The 18,709-nt window shown below is 75.0% G+C and carries 14 protein-coding genes; 7 read left to right on the forward strand and 7 right to left on the reverse strand.

The window, feature by feature from the left end; genetic code table 11:
- Positions 1 to 48: 48 nt before the first annotated feature.
- The 4 genes from OG294_RS03490 (at position 49) to OG294_RS03505 (ending at position 5,080) form a co-directional block, all read left to right on the forward strand.
- On the forward strand, positions 49 to 648 hold the full coding sequence (locus OG294_RS03490) for an ATP-binding protein (protein WP_327064883.1): 600 nt from the start codon (positions 49 to 51) through the stop codon (positions 646 to 648).
- Positions 649 to 879: 231 nt separating this feature from the next.
- A complete protein-coding gene (locus OG294_RS03495) occupies positions 880 to 1,608 on the forward strand; it encodes a response regulator transcription factor (RefSeq protein ID WP_327064884.1) in 729 nt (242 codons plus the stop codon).
- Positions 1,605 to 3,014 carry a sensor histidine kinase gene (locus OG294_RS03500; RefSeq protein ID WP_327064885.1) on the forward strand — a complete coding sequence of 470 codons (1,410 nt, stop codon included), beginning with the start codon at positions 1,605 to 1,607 and terminating at the stop codon, positions 3,012 to 3,014. The genes OG294_RS03495 and OG294_RS03500 overlap by 4 nt, the downstream gene beginning before the upstream one ends.
- Positions 3,015 to 3,397: 383 nt before the next feature.
- A complete protein-coding gene (locus OG294_RS03505) occupies positions 3,398 to 5,080 on the forward strand; it encodes an RICIN domain-containing protein (protein WP_327064886.1) in 1,683 nt (560 codons plus the stop codon).
- A gap of 92 nt (positions 5,081 to 5,172) precedes the next feature.
- Here the strand turns inward: OG294_RS03505 and OG294_RS03510 are convergent, their stop codons facing one another.
- The 4 genes from OG294_RS03510 to OG294_RS03525 form a co-directional block, all read right to left on the reverse strand.
- Positions 5,173 to 5,964, reverse strand: coding sequence for an NAD-dependent epimerase/dehydratase family protein (locus tag OG294_RS03510; protein ID WP_327071432.1), 792 nt, complete (start codon positions 5,962 to 5,964; stop codon positions 5,173 to 5,175).
- A gap of 103 nt (positions 5,965 to 6,067) precedes the next feature.
- Positions 6,068 to 7,078, reverse strand: a complete 1,011-nt coding sequence (locus OG294_RS03515) for an Acg family FMN-binding oxidoreductase (RefSeq protein ID WP_327064887.1) — start codon at positions 7,076 to 7,078, stop codon at positions 6,068 to 6,070.
- 201 nt (positions 7,079 to 7,279) lie between these two features.
- Positions 7,280 to 8,395, reverse strand: coding sequence for a CAP domain-containing protein (locus tag OG294_RS03520; protein WP_327064888.1), 1,116 nt, complete (start codon positions 8,393 to 8,395; stop codon positions 7,280 to 7,282).
- A 233-nt stretch (positions 8,396 to 8,628) separates the two neighbouring features.
- Positions 8,629 to 8,991, reverse strand: coding sequence for an STAS domain-containing protein (locus OG294_RS03525; protein WP_327064889.1), 363 nt, complete (start codon positions 8,989 to 8,991; stop codon positions 8,629 to 8,631).
- Positions 8,992 to 9,258: 267 nt separating this feature from the next.
- Between OG294_RS03525 and OG294_RS03530 the strand changes: the two genes are divergently transcribed.
- From OG294_RS03530 to prpB, 3 genes are all read left to right on the forward strand, one after another.
- Complete coding sequence (locus OG294_RS03530; RefSeq protein WP_327064890.1) at positions 9,259 to 9,756, forward strand: ATP-binding protein; 498 nt, start codon at positions 9,259 to 9,261, stop codon at positions 9,754 to 9,756.
- An 81-nt stretch (positions 9,757 to 9,837) separates the two neighbouring features.
- Positions 9,838 to 13,242: a WD40 repeat domain-containing serine/threonine protein kinase gene (locus tag OG294_RS03535; protein ID WP_327064891.1), complete on the forward strand. Its 3,405-nt coding sequence runs from the start codon at positions 9,838 to 9,840 to the stop codon at positions 13,240 to 13,242.
- Between the two features lie 42 nt (positions 13,243 to 13,284).
- Positions 13,285 to 14,190 carry a methylisocitrate lyase gene (prpB, locus tag OG294_RS03540; protein ID WP_327071433.1) on the forward strand — a complete coding sequence of 302 codons (906 nt, stop codon included), beginning with the start codon at positions 13,285 to 13,287 and terminating at the stop codon, positions 14,188 to 14,190.
- A gap of 39 nt (positions 14,191 to 14,229) precedes the next feature.
- Here the strand turns inward: prpB and OG294_RS03545 are convergent, their stop codons facing one another.
- From OG294_RS03545 to OG294_RS03555, 3 genes are all read right to left on the reverse strand, one after another.
- Positions 14,230 to 15,858: an FAD-dependent monooxygenase gene (locus OG294_RS03545; protein ID WP_327064892.1), complete on the reverse strand. Its 1,629-nt coding sequence runs from the start codon at positions 15,856 to 15,858 to the stop codon at positions 14,230 to 14,232.
- A 168-nt stretch (positions 15,859 to 16,026) separates the two neighbouring features.
- Complete coding sequence (locus OG294_RS03550) at positions 16,027 to 17,796, reverse strand: flavin monoamine oxidase family protein (RefSeq protein WP_442789306.1); 1,770 nt, start codon at positions 17,794 to 17,796, stop codon at positions 16,027 to 16,029.
- Positions 17,797 to 18,011: 215 nt separating this feature from the next.
- Positions 18,012 to 18,602 (reverse strand): TetR/AcrR family transcriptional regulator, encoded by a 591-nt coding sequence (locus tag OG294_RS03555; protein ID WP_327071434.1) that lies wholly within the window; start codon positions 18,600 to 18,602, stop codon positions 18,012 to 18,014.
- Positions 18,603 to 18,709: the final 107 nt, after the last annotated feature.

Raw genomic sequence — 18,709 nt, forward strand, 5'->3', positions numbered from 1 at the left:
CGCCCCGCTCCCTGATCTGATCATCCGCTTCCGCCAGGAGAGGTGAGCATGCTGATCGGACCATCACCGCGCCCCGCGCCCGGCCCCGCCCGGGCCGCGGTGCGGGGCGCGGACCCGGCCACCGGTGAGTCGCCCGACCGCCCCCGGCACCGGCACCGGCAGCTCCACCGCACCCTGTACGCGTGGACGGCGGCGGAGCCGAACCCGGCCGCGCCGGCCAGGCGGCGGCTGCGCGCGGCGCTCGCCGCGCTGCGCGTCCCGGCGGAGACGGCCGACGACGCCGTGCTGATGGCCAGTGAGCTGGTCGCCAACGTCCACCGGCACACCCCGGGGGCCGGGCGGCTGCACCTGGTGGTGACCGCCACGACGGTCCGGGTGGAGGCCCACGACGGCGACCCGCACCTGCCGGGGCGCTGGCACAGCGACCTCGACGGCCGCTTACCCCCGCTCACCAAGACGCGCGCCGGGACCCGAGAGGAGGCCTGCGCCGAGAGCGGCCGGGGCCTGCGGATCGTGCACGCGCTCTCCGGTGGCCGCTGGGGCTCGCGCCGCACGGCCTACGGAAAGCAGGTCTGGTTCGCCCTGCCCCGCCCGTTCGCCCTGCCTCGCCCGGCTTCCCCCGCTCCCCCGGCTTCGCACCGCGAATAACCCGGGGATTGCCGAGGCGGGCAGCCGTAATACCCGGGCGGCGGGCCGTCTCGCGGATATCCGACCGGCGTGATCGTAGCAGCGATCCGGCGCCGGAATCGTTTCTCACAGCTGGCACACATGAACACCTAAGATTCCGCTTAAGTTCCCTCCCAGGTGAGCGGATTGCCACGGAAACCGCAGGCCGGAAGTGCTCTCGGCCCGGTCGGGAATTCGGCTACGGTGTGCGCCATGACGTCCGTCCTCGTCGTAGAAGACGACCCCACGATCCGCGCCTCGCTGATCGACGTGCTGACCAGCCACCAACTCCTGGTGCGCAGTTCTCCCGACGGTTTCGGCGCGCTGCGCGAGATCACCCGGTGGCAGCCGGACGCGGTCGTGCTCGACCTGGGGCTGCCCGACATCGACGGTGCCGATGCGCTGCGGATGATCCGCGGTCTCTCCCAGGTCCCGGTGCTGGTGGCCACCGCCCGCGACGACGACGCGGAGATCATCAAGCTGCTCAACGCGGGCGCCGACGACTACCTGGTGAAACCTTTCTCCGGTGGCCAGCTGGTCGCCCGGCTCACCGCGGTGCTGCGGCGGTGCGCGGCGCCCGGCGGCCTGCTCGACGCGGGTGACCCGACCGCTCCCGGGGACCGTTCCGGCACGACCCAGGGGCCGCTGGTCGTCGGCGAGTTGCGGATCGACGCGCTGGCGCGCACGGTCCACCTGGCCGGCCGCGAGGTCGGCCTGACCCGCCGCGAGTTCGACCTGCTGGCGTTCCTGGCCCGCAACGCCGGCCGGGTCGTCTCCCGCCGCAAGATCCTGGCCGAGGTGTGGCGCCAGCCGTACGTGGACGAGCAGACCGTCGACGTCCACCTGTCCTGCCTGCGCCGCAAGCTGGGCGAACGCGCCTCGCGGCCACGGTACCTGCACACCGTCCGGGGCGTGGGCGTGAAACTGGTGTCCCCCCTGTGAGGACCACGCTCGCCACCGTCACCCTGGTGGTGACCTCGATGGTCGCCCTGTCCTTCCTGGTCCCGCTCGCACTGCTGCTGCGCACCCAGGTGCGCACCCAGGCCACCCTCGCCGCCGAGCAGCGGGCGGTGGCGGTGGTGCCCGCGCTGGCACTCTCGCTCCAACCGGCCGACCTGGCCCGCACGGTGGCCGAGCTGGACAGCGCGGGCCGGCTCTGCGTGCACCTGCCCGGCGGGCAGGCGGTCGGGGCCGCGCACGCCGCGCCGCCGCTGCTCGCCGAGGTCGTGCGCAGCCGAAGTGCGCTGGCCCGGGCCGTTCCCGGCGGCTGGGACTACCTGCAGCCCGTGCTGATGGACCGTGACCAGGTGGCGGTGGTGGAGGAGTTCGTCCCGCAGGCCGAGCTGAACCGCGGGGTGGCCCGGGCCTGGGCGGTGATGGCGGTGCTGGCGGTGGCCCTGGTGGCCGGGTCGGTGCTGCTGGCCGACCGGCTGGGGGCCCGGGTGGTGCGGGCCTCGCGCCGCCTGTCGGCGGCCTCGACGGCGCTGGGCGGCGGCGATCTGGCGGTCCGGGTGGAGCCGACCGGGCCGCCCGAACTCCGAGCGGCCGGGCAGGCGTTCAACACCATGGCCGACCGGGTGGCGCAACTGCTGGCCACCGAGCGCGAACTGGTCGCCGACCTGTCGCACCGGCTGCGCACCCCGCTGACCGCGCTGTCGCTGGCGGCCGAGCGGATCGGGCCGGTGCCGGGCGCGCCCCGGCTGAGCTCGGCCATCCACCACCTGGAGTCCGAGCTGGACGAGATCATCGTCGCGGCCCGAACCCCGCTGGCCACCCGGCCGTTGGGGGTGGACCGGGGCGCTGCCCCGCGCGGCGCCGCGCCGGCCCGCCCGGAGCAGCGCGCCGGCGAGACCTGCCAGGTGGCCGAACTGGCCCGGCACCGGGTCGGCTTCTGGTCGGTGCTGGCCGAACAGCAGGGCCGCACCTGCAGTTTCGAGGCGACCGACGAGCCGACGCCGGTGCGCCTGCCGGACGACCACCTGGGCGCCGCGGTGGACGCCCTGGTGGGCAACGTCTTCCGGCACACCCCCGAGGGAACCGGCTTCGCGGTGAGCGTCCACCGCACCGCGCAGAGCGTCCTGCTGGTGGTCGAGGACGGCGGTGGCGGCATCGAGGACCCGGACAGCGCGCTCTCCCGCGGAGTGAGCAACGGGGGCTCCACCGGACTGGGCCTGGACATCGCACTCAGTGCGGCGCAGTCCACCCGCGGGCAGCTGCGCATCCAGCGCAGCGAGTTGGGCGGCGCCCGGGTGGAGGTGGCGCTCGGCCTGGCCGCCGACTCGCGGCGGACCCTGGGCCGGGCCTGGCGCCATCGGCGGCGAAGAGCCGCGGAGTCCACCGGCCGGTGAATTCCGTCCGACAGCCGCCGCCTTTTCTCCGCAGTTCTTCTGATGGACCGTTCGGCAATCGATAGTGACAAAAAGTCTCACAACTCGAATATTCATCGGTCCCCGACCAGCGGAAACTTGACTTGGGAAGACCCCTGCGGCCACCATCCTGCTACCAGCGGGTAGGAACCGATCACCAGCGGCCCGGATCCGGGCCCGACAACGCAGTGCGGGCAGTCGGCGGCTGCCCGACCGGCACGACCGGTCGAGGAATTGCGGTCCAGCACGGAACTCCCGCGTCCGGCGCCGTCATTCGTCGACCGGCCCGGCGCCGTGCGTGTTCCCGCGCTGGGCACCGCCCGTTCGACTGCGTACCTCCCCAGGGATTGCGCGGAGGAGATGAGATGTCAGATCCGGTGACCGCCGCGACCACGGATGCCGAACTCGCGCGCCGCATCCGGGCCGGTGACGGTCCGGGCCACCCGGCTGCCGACGAGCTCGCCCGCCGTCACCGGCCCGCCGTGGTCGCCTACGCGCGACTGTGCTGCGCGCAGGACGAGAGCGCGCAGGAGCTCGCCGACGAGGCCATCGCGCGGACCCTGGCGGCCGTCCGGACCCGCACCGGGCCAGGCCGCGGCTGGCGCCCGTGGCTGCTCACCGAGGTGCGGCGCACCGCCACCATCTGGGCCGACACCGCGCGCCGTGCCGAGTTGTCCGCCGAGTTCACCACCTGGCTGGACGCCCTGCCCCGGCCGGCCACCGGCCGGGGCTGGTCCGCGGTCCGGGCGTCGGTCGCCGCCGAGTCGGCCTCGACCCTGCTGCAGGCCTTCCTGAGCCTGCCGCCCTCGCGCCAGAGCGACCTGTGGCACCACCTGGAGCAGCCGTCGGCCGACGGCACCCTGCTTGAGCCCCCGACCCCGCCCGCCATCCCCGACACGGTGACCCGGCAGAGCCTGCACGACGCCTACCTGCAGGCCTACCTCCCGCGCGCACCCCGCCGCTCCTGCCGCCACCTGCTGGGCGCGCTCGGCAGGACCGTCCGGCGCGGCCCCACCCAGGAGGCCCGGGAGCTCGACCGCCACCTCGCCCGCTGCGCCGCCTGCCGGCACGCCCACGCGGACCTCACCGCCATCCACGCCTGGGAGCGGCCCGTGCTGCGGCGCGCCCTGCTGCTGTGGACCGGCGAGGCGGCCGCGCCCCCGGCCGCGCCCGCGCCCTCCGTCTTCTCCCGGGCCCGGGCCCGCCGGCCGCACGGCGGCGAGCCGCGGCTGGACGGGCGGCGGCTGCTGGTGTTCACCGTCGTGGTGGGCGCCGGGGGGCTGGCGGCCCTGGTGGTGGCGGGGGTGATCGTGACGGCCGTGGACGCGGCCGGCACGCATGCGCCACTGGCCGGCAGCATCCTGATACCGGCCTCGCTCACGCCCTCGCCGACGCCCGGCGGCGGGTCCGCGAGCCCGCCGCCCGCCACCGCCACGCCCTCGCTCCAGGTCAGCGCCTCGGTCTCGGCCTCCGCGTCCCCGTCGGTGTCGCTCAGCCCCTCCCCCAGCCCGTCCCCCAGCCCCTCGGCCGCCAGCGCGGCGCCCTCGCCGAGCGCCTCCCCCAGCCCGTCCCCGAGCCCCTCGCCGTCCGCCGACGCGGTCGGCTTCCGCCTGGTCAACAGCAGCTCCGGGCTCTGCGTGGGCCTCACCGGCGACGGGCTGCTCGCGGTGCAGCTCCAGCAGTGCACCGGCGACGCGTCGCAGAGCTGGCAGCAGCTGACGGCCGATCAGGGCACCTTCCAGCTGCGCAACACCGGCACCGGCCAGTGCCTGGACGGCACCACCGAGGGCGGGGACACCGTCACCGTCACCCTGCAGGCCTGCCGCTCCGACCCCGGCCGCAGCGAACAGCTGTGGCGGTTCACCTCGGACGCGGCTCCCGGCTCGTTCCGCCTCTGGTTCCTGCCCGCGGTGCCGGCCAGCGCCTACCCCGCCCATCTGCTCGGCCCGCAGAACTGGGCCCCGGGCGACCTGCCGAGGATCGGCTCCCCGCTGGTCCAGCTGCCCGACTACTACCACTCCGCGAGCTTCGACTTCACCATGGGCTGAGCCATCGGCTGAGCCACCGGCTGGGCCACCGGTCGGGCCACCGGTCGGGCCACGGGCCGAGCCGGTGGCCGGGCAGCGGCGCCGGGCCGCTCTCACATGATGGTGAACGCACCGCCGACGTAGCCGAACTCCGGATCGTCCGACGTGAGTTCACCGTGCTCGGCGAGCAGCTTCGCGGCGTACGGCTCGGCGTCGTCCTGCGGCTCGTAGCCGAGCAGCCGCCGCCCCGGCTCCAGGTCCCACCAGCGACGGGTGTTGGCGGAGATGCCGAACACCACGTGGTGGCCGGAGAGTTCGGCACCGATCGCGGCGTGGACCAGGCGGCCGCAGTCGGCGGGGCTGAGCCAGGTGGCGAGCATGCGCACCGTGCGCGGCTCGGCGAAGCACGAGCCGATCCGCAGCGAGACGGTCGAGATCCCGTGCTTGTCGGCGTAGAGCGCGGCCAGGTCCTCGCCGAAGCACTTGGACAGGCCGTAGTAGGTGTCCGGCCGGTGCGGGACGTCGGCCCCGACGAGGCTGCCGTCGGCCGGACGTCCGGTGTAGCCGACCGCGTGGTTGCTGCTCGCGTAGACCACGCGGCGCACTCCGGCGGCCCGCGCGGCCTCGTACACGCGGTAGGTGCCCTCGATGTTGGCGGTCAGCACGTCCGGGAACGGCGCCTCCGACGCGATGCCGGCCAGGTGCACCACGGCGTCGACACCGGCCATGGCGGCGGCCAGTGCCTCGGTGTCGGCGAGGTCGGCCACGACGGCCGCGGGCTCGCCCGGGATCGGTGCCTTGTCGAAGAGCCGCAGCGCGTACCCGTAGCCGGGCAGGCTCGCGCGCAGGAAGGTACCGACCCCGCCGGCCGCCCCGGTGAGCAGCACGGTACGACGGGCACCCAGGACATCAGTCATGCGGACCTGCCTTCACGGTCACGGGTCGGACGGGCAGGTGCCCGGCCCTGGAGTGAACGCTGCCCCACCGCCGGGTGGGTCATGCGCCGGGTCATGCACCGCCCTGCCCGCCGTCCGCGAGTCCCCCGTCGTCCAGCACCTCGGACACGCCCAGCCGGGGCGTGTGCGCACCCTCGGGCCCGTAGCCGAGGCGCAGCAGCATGTGCACGACTCCCGGTCCGCGCTCGGGATCGCGCGCCTCCCAGCGCAGCGCCGACCACTCCAGCGCCTGGTGCAGCATCGTGGCGCGCACCCCGTGCACGGTGGCGTGCAGCAGCACGGCCTCCAGCGCCAGCCCGGCCCGCAGCCAGTCCTGCGGGTGGTCGCCGCGGGTGGCGAGCACCGCCAGGCACGGGTCGGTCTCGAACTCGGCGGGCGCCCGGTGCTCGGCGGGGCGCAGCCCGGCGTAGTCGCGCATCGGGATGCGGCCGGCTGCATCCTGCGGGCCCAGCGCCTCGGGCGGGATGCCGTAGGGGGCCGCGCCCGGGCCCCGGATCCAGGAGCGGCTCTCGGCGCTGCGAGCCGGGTCGGTGACGCTGCGGCGCTCGGCCTCGGCGGTCAGCTCCAGCAGCCGGCGGCGCTCGCCGCTGTCGGGGAAGTACAGCCAGGCGTCCTCCGCCCGGGCGGCCTCGGCCAGCTCGGTCAGCACGGCCGTCGGCACGGCCTGGTCGGTGAAGGGCTCGCGCTGCGAGTGGCGCTGCCCGATCGCCTCCCGCAGCCTCGCGGGCACCGCGGGGGCGGCCCCGGCGGGCTGCGCCAGCACGACCGCGGCCAGCAGGTCGGGGTCGCCGGGGTCGGGCAGCAGCGTCACCTCCGGCGCCCAGCCCAGGTCCTGTGCGGCGAGGCGCAGGTTGAGGACGGCGGCGCCGACCGAGATGTACAGCGCGCGGCCTTCCGGGTCGATGGCGGGCAGCGCGCGCTCGGGGGCCGCGCGGACCTCCAGGGTGGCGGTCCGCGGCACCAGCGTGAAGTGCCAGGGCTGGCTGTTGTGGATGGACGGAGCGGCCACGGCAGCGGAGATCAGTTTCTCCAGGGTGGCGGCGTCAAGGACCGCGGCGATCATGGCGGGCCTCCCGGGCCGGTGGGCGGGGCGGATGCCTCCATAGCCATGGTCCACCCCCGGCCCCGACCGGGCCTGGGCTGGGCATCACCACCGCATCACCGCCACCGCGTCACTGCCACCGCATCACCAGCGCCGCATCACCGCCGGCCGGACCCGTCCGAGGGTCCGGCCGGCTGCGCTCCGCTCGCCGACGGCCCCGGATCAGTCGGAGAAGTCCTGGGTCATCCACACCGTCCCCGAGGAGTCGCGCAGCAGTTCGATCCCGATGTGCTTGAACGCCGGGTTGAGGATGTTGCGGCGGTGGCCGTCGTTCGGCGGCTGCTCGGCGAGCATGCTGTTGGTCAGTCCGACGGCCATGTCGGCTATCGCGGCCGTGGTGTCGGCCACCGGGCCACCGTCGCCGATGTTCTCACCGGCCGTCCCCCACTGGACGCCGGCGGCGTTCTCGCGGTCGCCGAAGGCGGGCTCACCCGGGCACTGGTGCTCCAGCCCGCACCCCCCGGCCATGGTGTGGTTGTGGGCGTTCGCGCTGGTCTGCAGGCCCGCGAGCATCTGCAGCGGCGCGACGCCCTGGGCGGCCCGCGCCTGGTTGATGACGGCCAGCACCTGGTTGGCCGCTGCGTTCAGGTCGGCACCGGCGGCGTCGGTCGCGGTGATGCCGTTCGGCGCCGCGGCGGTGGGGGCGGCGGTGCTGGGGCTCGGCGCGGTGGTGCGGCTCGGCGCGGCGGCCGGGCTCGGCGCGAGGAGGGGGACGGTGCTCGGCACCGCCGGGGCCTGTGGGGCGGCGCTGGTCCGTGCGCCGGCGGGGGTGGGCGCGCTCGACGGTGCTCCGACGGTCGGCGAGGCGACCGGCGTGGTGCTGATGCCGGCCCCGGGCAGCCGGGTCGGTCCGGGGCTCGACGCGCTCGGGGCCGTGGTGGCGCTCGGGGCGGCCGAGGCGGTCGGGGCGGCCGAGGGCGCGGCCGGCGAACCGGACGCGGTGTCCGTCAGGGCGTCGGCCGCGGCCGGCGGCTCCGGATCCGCGAGCGTCCTGCCGTTCTGCGGGCCGGTCGACACCGCATTGCCGCCGATCACCACCGTCGTCGCCGTTGCCGCCAGGGCGACCGCGGCGAGCAGGGGTTTGGCGCCGGGTAGCGCCCGCCTGGCCCGGTGCCGGCCGTTGCCGTTGTCGTTGCTCTTGCCCTTGCCGCCTCGGCGGTGGGCCCCACCACCGGCGCGGCGGGCCGGCGCACCCGCGTCCTGCCGGTTCGCCGGTCGGTCGCCGTCCCAGTCCCAGGGCTGCACGGCCGGGTCGGTGTCGGTGGCGTAGCTGGTCATCTGCTCTCCTGCTGTCGAGGGCCTTCCGTGACAGGAGACCCGCGGGAGGGCGACGGATAACGGAAAACCTGGAACGGACTTTCGAGCCCGGGCCTGCGCTACCGGATCCTAGACAGCCTGAAACGCACGAATGCCGCATACCGGGCTTCCATAAGGAGCCTTAAGGAAGCGCTCACCCAGGCTTTCGCCGGCCCGGACCGCAGACCGAGGGACGCGCCGACCCGCGCCCCTCCTCACCCCTGCGCGGCCAGCGCCCCCGCCACGCTGGGGTGGACCGGGAAGACGTCGGCCGCACCGGTCATCTCGAAGAGCCTGGCCACCTGGGCACCGAGCGCGCACAGCTCCAGGCGCCGGTCCGCGGCGAGCGCCTCCTGCCGGGCCCGCAGCAGCACGTTGAGCCCGGTGGAGTCGCAGAACACCACGCCCGCGAAGTCGATCAGGATCCGGGACGGCCCCTCCCGGACACAGCCGTCCAGCGCCTCGCGCAGCACCTGCGCACTGTCGTGCTCCAGCTCGCCCGTCAGCACGAGGACCCGGCTGCCGGCGCGCGCCTCGAGGGCCACGGTCAGCCGGTCCCCACCGTCGTCGTCAGTCACCGCCGGCCTCCGTGTCATCGAGTCGCGCCCGGTCGCCGGGAGGCCCGGCGGCCGGGCGGCGTACCGGGGCATCGCCTGGATCGGCGCGGCGGCGCCGCTGTCGGGTTCCGGCATCGGTCGCCCCCGCTTCTTTTTCACTCTGACACAGCGCGTCGGCGGATGCGGCTCCTGCCGGCGGCGCCGTGGTGTTTGCGCGGCAGGTCGACGGGCAGGCGCGGCGGCGGAGCGGGCGGCTGCCCGTGGACCGGACAGGTCGGAGCGAGTTCCATGCGGGACGGACCGGTGGCGAGGCGGGGCGGCGGCGCCTCGCGGCCACCTGGGGCGGACCGGCGGCTCGGCCTCGGCGACGCGCAGCCCGGGACGGTGCGCCGCTGCCGAGCCTTCGCCTGGGAGGCGCTGGTCGCGTGGGGCTGGTTGCCGGCCTTCGACGAGGACGGGCAGGCGGCGGCCGATGACGTGCTGCTGGTGGTCTCCGAGCTGGTCGCCAACGCCTGCCTGCACACGGTCGGCCCCACCGAGCTCGCCCTGTCCCGCCGGCCGGGCGGAGAGGTGCGGATCGAGGTCGCCGACCCCAGCTCGCGCCGCCCGGTGCCCCGGCTCACCGGACGCACGGGCCGGCCGGGCGGACACGGCCTGCGCATCGTCGGCGTGGTGGCCCAGCACTGGGGCAGCCTGCCGACCACGGCGGGCAAGCGGGTGTGGGCCGAGATCGCGGCCCCCGGCCCGCGGCAGCCGGAACCAGGCGGACCGGCCCGCGGGCAGTGACGCACAGCGGGTGAACCGACCTCCGGTCGCCGAGCGTCCTCCTCGTCGACGACAGTGGGCGGAGCGGTTCGGGGGGCGACCATGACGTGGCAGATCGGTGAGGTGATCGACGGCCGGTACGAGGTCGTCGCCGTGCACGAGTCCGGCGGGATGGGGCTGGTGCACCGGGTCCGGCACCTGCTCTGGGGATCGGACCTGGCGGTGAAGTCGCCCCGCCCCGAACTCCTGCGCTCCGCGCGGGACCGGGAGCAGTTCACCGCCGAGGCGCAGACCTGGGTGTCGCTGGGCCTGCACCCGCACGTGTGCGGCTGCCACTACGTGCGCGAGATCGACGGGGTCCCCCGGGTGTTCGCCGAGTACCTCGACGGCGGCAGCCTGCGCGAGCACATCCGCGACCGGCGCTTGTACCGGGGCACCCCGCAGCAGGCGCAGGCACGCATCCTGGACCTGGCGATCCAGCTCGCCCGGGGACTGCAGCACGCCCACGAGCAGGGCCTGGTGCACCAGGACGTGAAGCCGGCCAACGTGCTGCTCGACCGGCAGGGGACGGCGAAGATCACCGACTTCGGCCTGGCCCGGGCCCGGCCGCTCGCCCCGGACGGCTTCGGCAGCTCGGGCGGGCCCGGCGCCAGCCTGCCGGTGACCTCCGGCGGAATGACGCCGGCCTACGCCTCGCCGGAGCAGTTCGCGGGTGCTGGACTGGGCCGGCGCACCGACCTCTACAGCTTCGCCGTCTCGGTGCTGGAGATGTTCACCGGCGAGGTGAGCTGGTACGTCGGCCCCGTCGCGGGCGCGGCGCTGGAGCTGTACCGCAGCCGCCCGCGCCCCGAGGGGCTGCCGGCCATGCCCCCCGGTCTGGCCGACCTGCTGGCGCGCTGCCTGGACCACGAGCCGGCCCGGCGCCCGCGCTCCGCGGCCGAGGTGGCGGCCGAACTGGCCCTGGAATACGAGCGGGTGACGGGCGACCGGTACCCCCGGCCCGCCCCGGTCGCCGCCGACCTGCGCGCCGACGAGCTCAACAACCGGGCGCTGTCGCTGCTGGACCTCGGGCGGTCCGCCGAAGCCGAGCAGGCCTTCGCCGCCGCGCTGGCGGCCGACCCGCGCCACCTGAACGCCACCTACAACCGGGGCCTGTTCCGGTGGCGGCGCGGTGAGATCACCGACGACGACCTGCTCACCGACCTGGACGCGCTGCGGGCCGGCACCGGCGACCCCTGGCAGGCCCGGTACCTGCTCTGCCAGGTCCACATGGAGCGCGGCGATCGCGACGGCGCCCGTTCACTGCTCGACGGCATCGAGGCCGAGCGCCCCGGCGAGCCGGAGATCCGGGCGGCCCGCGAGGCGCTCCGCTCGGGTGAAGCACCGGACAACCGCGCCCTGGACGTGCGCACCGTCGGCTGGGATTCGCCCTCCACGCTCCGGCTGGAGATCCGGCTGACCCCCGACGACCGGTACGCGGTGACCGCGTACAGCGGCCCCGGCAGCCCGGGTGAGGCCGTCCGGCTCTGGGACCTGCGGACCGGCCGCATGCTGCGCAGCCTGGAGGGCCTCGGCTCGTGGGTGAACAGCCTCGACATCAGCGCGGACGGACGCTTCGCGGTCTCGGTCGGCCCCGACAACGACGTCCGGTTCTGGGACCTGACCACCGGCCAGTGCCTGCGGAGCTTCACGCCGCCGGGCACCCAGCGGTTCCACCACGTGCAATCGCTGCGGCTGGACCCCGGCGCGCGGACGGCGGCGGCGATCGTCGAAGGCCGGCTCTGCGTCTGGGAGTTCCCCAGCGGGAGACCCAGGTGGCAGCTCGGCCCGGCCCCGGACCACCGCTCCGGCGACTTCCGCCTGCTCGAACTGAGCGCGGACGGCGGCCTGGCGCTGGTCAGCAACCGTGAGCGCGGCACCACGCAGCTGTGGGACCTGCACCGCGGTCGCCTCCGGCTCGACCTGCCGGTCGAGGGCTACCCGACCGCGATCTGGCTGAGCCCGGACGGACGCACCGCCGCCACCGCCACCACCGGGCTGACGATCCAGCTGTGGGACCTGCGCGAGGGCCGGTGCGTCCGCACGGTCACCGCGCCTGTCGCCGCGGTCAGGTCACTGTCGCTCAGCGGCGAGGGGCGGTACGCGGTCACGGGCGGCGAGGACGGCACCGTTCGCCTGTGGGACCTCGCGCTCCACCGCTGCCTGCGGACCTTCCAGGGGCACGGGAAGCAGGTCGCGGCCGTCCACATCGCTGCCGACGCCCGCACGGCGCTGTCCGCGGGCGAGGACGACACGGCCCGCTGGTGGCAGCTGACCCCCGCCCTGCGCCACCGCGCCCCGATGCAGGTCAGCCGCCCGCGCCGGCACGCCGAACTGGACCGGCACGACGGCGAGGTGCGGGCCCTGCTGGCCCAGGCGCAGCAGGCGAGCGCCGAACGCCGCTACGGCGCCGCGCTCGACCTGCTCACCCGGGCCCGGATCGTCCCCGGCTTCGAACGGGCGCCGGCGGTGCTCGCCGCCTGGCGGGAGCTGGGCCGCGCCACGCCCCGTGTCGGTCTGCGGGGCGCCTGGCAGGTGCGCGTGCTCGCCGGGCAGAGCGCCCCGCACGTGTACTCGGTGGCAATCTCCGCGGACGGCGGGCTCGGGGTGTCCGGCAGCGGCGCCGGCCCGGTGCGGCTGTGGGACCTCACCGCCGGCACCCGTCTGCCGGATCTGCCCATGAGCCTGGTGAACGCCGTCGCCCTGAGCGCCGACGGCCGGCGGGCGATCGCCGGCGGCGGTGGCAGCTTCCAGGTCTGGGAGGTGGCCGGCGGTCGGCAGCTGAGCTGGACCGACACCTTCGGGCGTGACCCCAGGTCGAGCACCGGCGCGTCCGGCTCCCCGGCGTCGGTGAGCTACAGCGCCGACGGCCGGCTCGCCCTGGCCGTCAGCCGCGACCACGCGCTGCGCCTGTGGAACCTGGACAGCGGCCGTTGCCTGCGGGTGCTGACCGGGCACCCCGCACACCCGAGGTCGGTCCAGCTCAGCCCCGACGGAAAGCGGGCCGTCTGCGGCGGGAGCGGTGGCGAGATCCTGCTCTGGCGACGGACCGACGCCGAGCCGCTGCGCCTGACCCACCCGGTGGTCGGCCCGGTCGGCACGGTGGGCTCGGTCTGCCTGAGCGCCGACGGCCGGTACCTGCTCTCCAGCGGGCGGTACGGGGACCGCACGCTGCGCCTGTGGGACGCCGCCACCGGGGAGTTCCTGCGGGCGTTCGAGGAGCAGCCCGCCGAGTCGATGGTCGTCCGCCTCACCGCCGACGGCAGCTTCGCGGTCTCCGGCGGCCACGACAACGCCGTCCGGATCTGGGACACCCGCACCGGCCGCTGCCTGCAGGTCCTCGAAGGCCACGGCCGCGAGGTGTGGAGCCTGGCGCTGACCCCGGACGCGCGGTTCGTGCTGTCCGGCAGCGCCGATGGCACGATGCGTCTGTGGGAGCTCGACTGGGAACTCTCCGCCACCTCCTGACCCTGCGTCATCTCCACCGAACCAGCACCGAGGAGCCCCGTGATCCTGCACACCCGCACCACGCCCGCCGAGCGCCGCCGGGCGCTGCGTGAACGCCTGGCCACCGGGCGCCTGTTGGCGATGCCCGGTGCCATCAACCCGTTGTCGGCCCGGCTCATCCAGGACACCGGTTTCGAGGCCGCCTACCTCTCCGGCGCCGCCATGGCCGCCGATCTGGGCCTGCCCGACATCGGCCTGACCACCGCCACCGAGGTCGCCGCCCGTGCCCAGCAGACCACCCGGGCCACCGACCTGCCCGTCCTCATCGACGCCGACACCGGCTTCGGCGAGCCGATGAACGCCGCCCGCACCGTCCAACTCATGGAGGACGCCGGCCTGGCCGGGCTGCACCTGGAGGACCAGGTCAACCCCAAGCGCTGCGGCCACCTCGACGGCAAGGCGGTCGTCCCCCGCGAAGAGATGACCCGCCGCCTGCGCGCCGCCGTCGAGGCCCGCCGCGACCCCGACTTCCTGCTGATGGCCCGCACCGACGCCCGCGCGGTCGAGGGCCTGCCCGCCGCCATCGACCGCGCCAAGGCCTACGTCGACGCCGGCGCCGATGCCGTCTTCCCCGAAGCCCTCGCCGACGAGGCCGAGTTCGCCGCCTTCCGCAAAGCCGTCGACGTCCCGCTGCTCGCCAACATGACCGAGTTCGGCAAAGGCCCCCTGCTCGACGCCCGCACCCTGCAGGACCTCGGCTACGACATCGCCCTCTACCCGGTCACCCTGCTGCGCCTGGCCATGGGCGCCGTCGAGGACGGACTGCGCACCCTCGCCGCCGAAGGCACCCAGGCCTCCCTGCTGCCCCGCATGCAGACCCGATCCCGCCTCTACGACCTCCTCGGCTACCAGGAGTACACCGCGTTCGACACCTCCGTCTTCGACTTCACCCTCCCGCCCGGCACCTGACACACCGCGGCCGGCGCCCGGGCTCCCGCCAGGGCCGTCTCAGGCCGGGGCGAAGGTCCGGCGCAGGTGCGCGGCGAGGAGCTGCGGGGTGGCGGGGCCCAAGCGTGCGCCGAGGTAGCCGTCGGGACGGACGACGAACGCCTCGCCCGCGCGCGGGGCGTAGCCGGCCCGGAACGCACCGGCGCCGTCCGCCGCGCGCGGCAGGCGCAGTCCCGCGGGCCGGGTGTCGGGCGCGTGGATCACGTAGCTGTCCAGCAGGCCGTGCGCCGCCCGGTCGGCCGCGGCGGCGCAGGCGTGCAGGAGTTCGGCGGAGGTGTCGGGCCCGGCGTACAGCAGCAGGGTGTGGCACGGGCCGCGCAGCAGGTCGAAGAGGCGGTGCGGATAGGCCGCGAGGTCGCGCAGCAGGCCGGCGCAGTCGGGCGCGCGGTCGCCCGGGGCCGGTCCGCCGGGGTGCTGCGCGCCCGCGGCGGCGGGCTCGGTCAGCGGACTGTCGGGGTAGCCGACCAGGAGCTGGGCCTCGCGCAGCAGCAGCGTGGCGCGGTCCTGCGGGTCGGACTCGATGCCCGCCCGGGCGTGCCGCACCGTCCGCCCGACGACCTCCTCGCCCACCGGGTGGCGCTCGGCGTGGTAGCTGTCGAGCAGGTCCTCGGCCGCGATGCCGCGCACGTCCAGGGCCAGCTTCCACGCCAGGTTGACGGCGTCCTGCACCCCGGTGTTCATCCCCTGGGCGCCGGTGGGCGGGTGGATGTGGGCGGCGTCCCCCGCCACGAACAGGCGCCCGGCGCGGTAGCGGTCGACCAGCCGGTGGCTGATCCGGAAGGTCGAGGACCAGCGCAGCGCCGAGGCGGTGGTGGGCTGCGGGGCGAGCCGGTCGAGGACGGCCTGGATGTGCCGCAGCTCCGGTTCGCGACCGCGCTCCAGACCGTGCACCACGCCGTCCCCGTCGTTCCCCGGGCCGTGGGCCAGTTCCGGCGGAACCATCATCGACATCCGGTACCGGCGCTCGCCCGGGAGCGGGATGCACACCAGCAGGTCGTCCACGGCGCCGTCGCCGTCGTGGTGGACGGCGCGCACGGTGTATCCGGTGGGCAGGTCCCAGTCCACCTCGACGTCCCCGAGCATGTACTGCTCGGGGAAGGCGTCGCCCTCGAAGCTCAGTGCGGCGGCGCGCCGGACCAGGCTGTGGGCGCCGTCGCAGCCCACCACGTGGCGGGCCCGGAGCTGCTCGGTACCCTGCGCGGTGCTCAGCTCGGCCCGGACCAGGTCGGCCTCCTGCGCGAGGGCCCGCAGCTCGGTACCGCGCTCCACCATGGTGCCGAACCGCGCCAGGTGCCGGGTCAGCAGCCACTCGGTCGTGTACTGGGGCAGCGCGGCGAAGCCGTACGGGACCTCCGGCGGCAGCACGAGGTCCAGCCGCGGGCCCGGGTGCCCGTCGGCGAACTGCAGCTGGCCGCGCAGCGGCAGCGCCTCGTCCAGCGCCTCGCGGACCAGCCCCATCGCGTCCCACAGCTCCAGGGTGCGGGGCTGCACACCGACCGCCTTGGCGAACCGCTGTGGCGCGGCCAGCCTGTCGACGATCCGGCATTCGACGCCGTGCCGCCGTAACTCCGCGGCCATGGTCAGTCCGACCGGTCCGGCCCCCACGACCAGGACATCGACATCGGTCATGATCCGGTCTCCTCGGCTGGGTCGCACTGCGCGCCTGGCAGGGCGGGCGGCCGGAGGGAGCGGCCGGGGACCACCGCTCCTTCCAGCCTCCCGCGCCCACCGCCACTGCGCACGTCCTCGTGCCGACGCCGGCGGTGGACCGGGCAGGCCTCTCACCTCAGGGCCCGGTCAGCGCGGGTGCACCTCCAGGAAGGCGCGGACCGCGGACTCCAGGGCGCCCTCGATCCAGGCGGGCTTGAGGCTGGTGTGCTCGCCGGCGAAGTGGACCCGGCCCTCGACGGTGCGCGAGGCGGGGTGCAGCTCGTGCAGCTGGCCGGGGGTGAAGATGACGGCCTCGCCCAGCGCGTAGCGGGCCCGGGCCCACGACTGCGTGGCGCCGACCCCGGTGAACTCGGTGCGGACCTTGGGCCCGTAGAGCTTCTCCATGTCGTTGAGGGCGAACGCGTACCGCTCGCCGGGGGTGAGCGAGTCCCAGCGCATGGCGTCGTCGGACCAGGTGTAGGCCGCCAGCACGACCCCGCCGCGCGAACCGGCCGGGGAGTGCGAGGGGAAGTAGGTGAAGCGGCTCGCGCTGTCCGAGACGCAGCCGCCGCCGGTGGCGCCGGTCGGCCCCTCCTCCCAGAAGCGGGTCTTGAACTCCAGCAGCACCTTGGTCGCCGAGTCGTAGTGCAACTCGTTGACGGCGCGGCGCTTCTGGTACGACATCAGCGGCTCGACCGAGCAGAACCGCAGGGCGCTGAACGGGACGGTGACGATCGCGTAGTCGCCCTCGAAGGTCTCCGTCGGCGTGGTCGGCGCACCGTCGCAGGACTCCTCGGTGCCGCTCTCGGCGGTGGTCTCGATCCGCACCCCGGCCGCGGTCTGCACCAGCCGGGTCATCCGGCGCCCCAGCCGCAGCTCGTTGCGCAGCCCGCTCGCCAGCGCCTCGGTCAGCACGTCGGTGCCGCCCTCCAGCTCCCAGTAGCGGTTGGTGGGGCTGATCACGGCGTGGTCGATCAGGGTGGGGATCAGCGAGTAGTGCAGCCGCGAGGTCATGTTCTCCAGCGTGCCGACGGCCTGGATCGTGGCGAGGTCCAGGCCGGCCTGCTCGACCAGGTAGCGGTGCGTGGAGTAGCCGTCGTAGCGCTGGAAGACGCGGGCCCAGCCGTCGAGTTGGTCGCCGATCGGGCCGTCGGGCACGGTGACGTCCGCGAACGCCTTGGTGACCGCGTCGGTGGTGGTGCTGTCGAGGGCGGTGCCGAAGGTGGCGTTGACCCTGCGGGGCGACTGCGCGTAGGAGGCGCGCGAGGTCTGGGTGCCGTTGACGGCGATCCCGGTGCGCAGGGTGGCGGCCGGCGGGCGGAACGAGCCGTCGTCCTGGCCGTTGCTCCAGGTCTCGCCGGTGAACGAGCGGTACACCACCGGTGGCACCGCTCCGGTGGGCTCGGCGCCCGGCGCCACGTCGGTGTTGTAGAAGAGCCGGCGCTTGAGGCCGAGCTTGTCGGCCAGCGCCAGGACCAGGGGGTGGAAGTCGGGCAGCCGCATCGCTCCGGCCTCGGCATGCAGGTTCGGGTCGGCGAAGATCCCGCGGAAGGTCTTGACCCGGCCGCCCACCCGGCTGCCGTTCGCCTCGATGACCACCACCTCGTGCCCGGCCTGCTTGAGCAGGTGGGCGGCCGTCATACCGGCCACGCCCGCGCCCACGATCAGCACCTTCTTGCGCGGTGCGCGGGGCGGCAGCTTCTCGTCGATCAGGATCCGCAGGTAGGAGAGCTTGAGGTCCTCCTGTTCGTCGTCGCTGACCAACAGCATCTTCCGGGCCAGATCCCGGCTCTGCGCCTCGTCGGCGCCGCCCCCGCTGCCGGCACCCGGCACGGGGGCGGCCGGGGTGGCGGCGGGCGCGGCGGCCGGGGCGGCGGCGGCGACCGCGCGGTGGGCGAGACCGGTCACACCGGCCATCGCGGCGACACCGGCCGCCGAACCGACCAGGGCGCGCCGGGAGACCCCGGTGCGCTCGTCGGCGGGCAACTGCTGTCCGTTGAAAGGCTGATCCACAGGAACTCCTGAGTCGGGGACACCAACACCCGACGCAACTCATTCGGCGGATCAAGGACACGAGAAGTCGAAGCCGTTCACCCGGACGTGCACAACCGATGCCGCTGTGTTTCGGGTCGTCAGTCCTCGGGCAACGCCCGCGGCCCGGCCTTCAGCCCGTCCAACGTGAGGTCGAGAAGACGTTCGGCCTGCTCCCGCTGCCCGGGCCCGGCGGAGGTGAGGGCGATGCCGGCGAGGGCGGCGAACATGTCGGTCGCACCGATGTCGGACCGGATCGCACCGGCCGCGATGGCGGCGTCCATCAGCGCGGCGAGGGCGCTCTGGATCAGCTCGTGGCTGTCGGCATAGGGGTTGCCGCCCGAGGCGACGACGGCCCGCAGGGCCTCGGCCATGCCGAGCTTGGCGGTGGCGTAGTCGATGAAGCGACGGGTCCACACCCGCAGGGCCTGGGCCGGCGGCATCGCCGCGAGGAGCTCGGGGACGGCGTCGCACAGCCGGGCCACCTCGTTGCGGTAGGCCGCCTCGATCAGGGCCTCCCGGGTCGGGAAGTTGCGGTAGAGGGTGCCGGTGCCCACGCCCGCCTCCCTGGCGATGCGTTCGAAGTGGGCGTCGAGGCCCTCCTCGGTGAACACCCGCACCGCGGCGGCCAGGATCTTCTCCCGGTTGCGCTGCGCGTCGGCCCGCAGCGGGCGTCCCGCGCCCGGGGTCATCGGCACGTCTGGGGTCATCGGTGGCCCTCTCCTCTTCGCTCCATTGCTAAGTGGAGGCGCCGCCAGTTAGCCTGGATGAAGTGGCGGCGCCTCCACTTTCACTCTAG

The organism is Kitasatospora sp. NBC_01302 (assembly GCF_035976515.1).
Lineage (GTDB): Bacteria > Actinomycetota > Actinomycetes > Streptomycetales > Streptomycetaceae > Kitasatospora.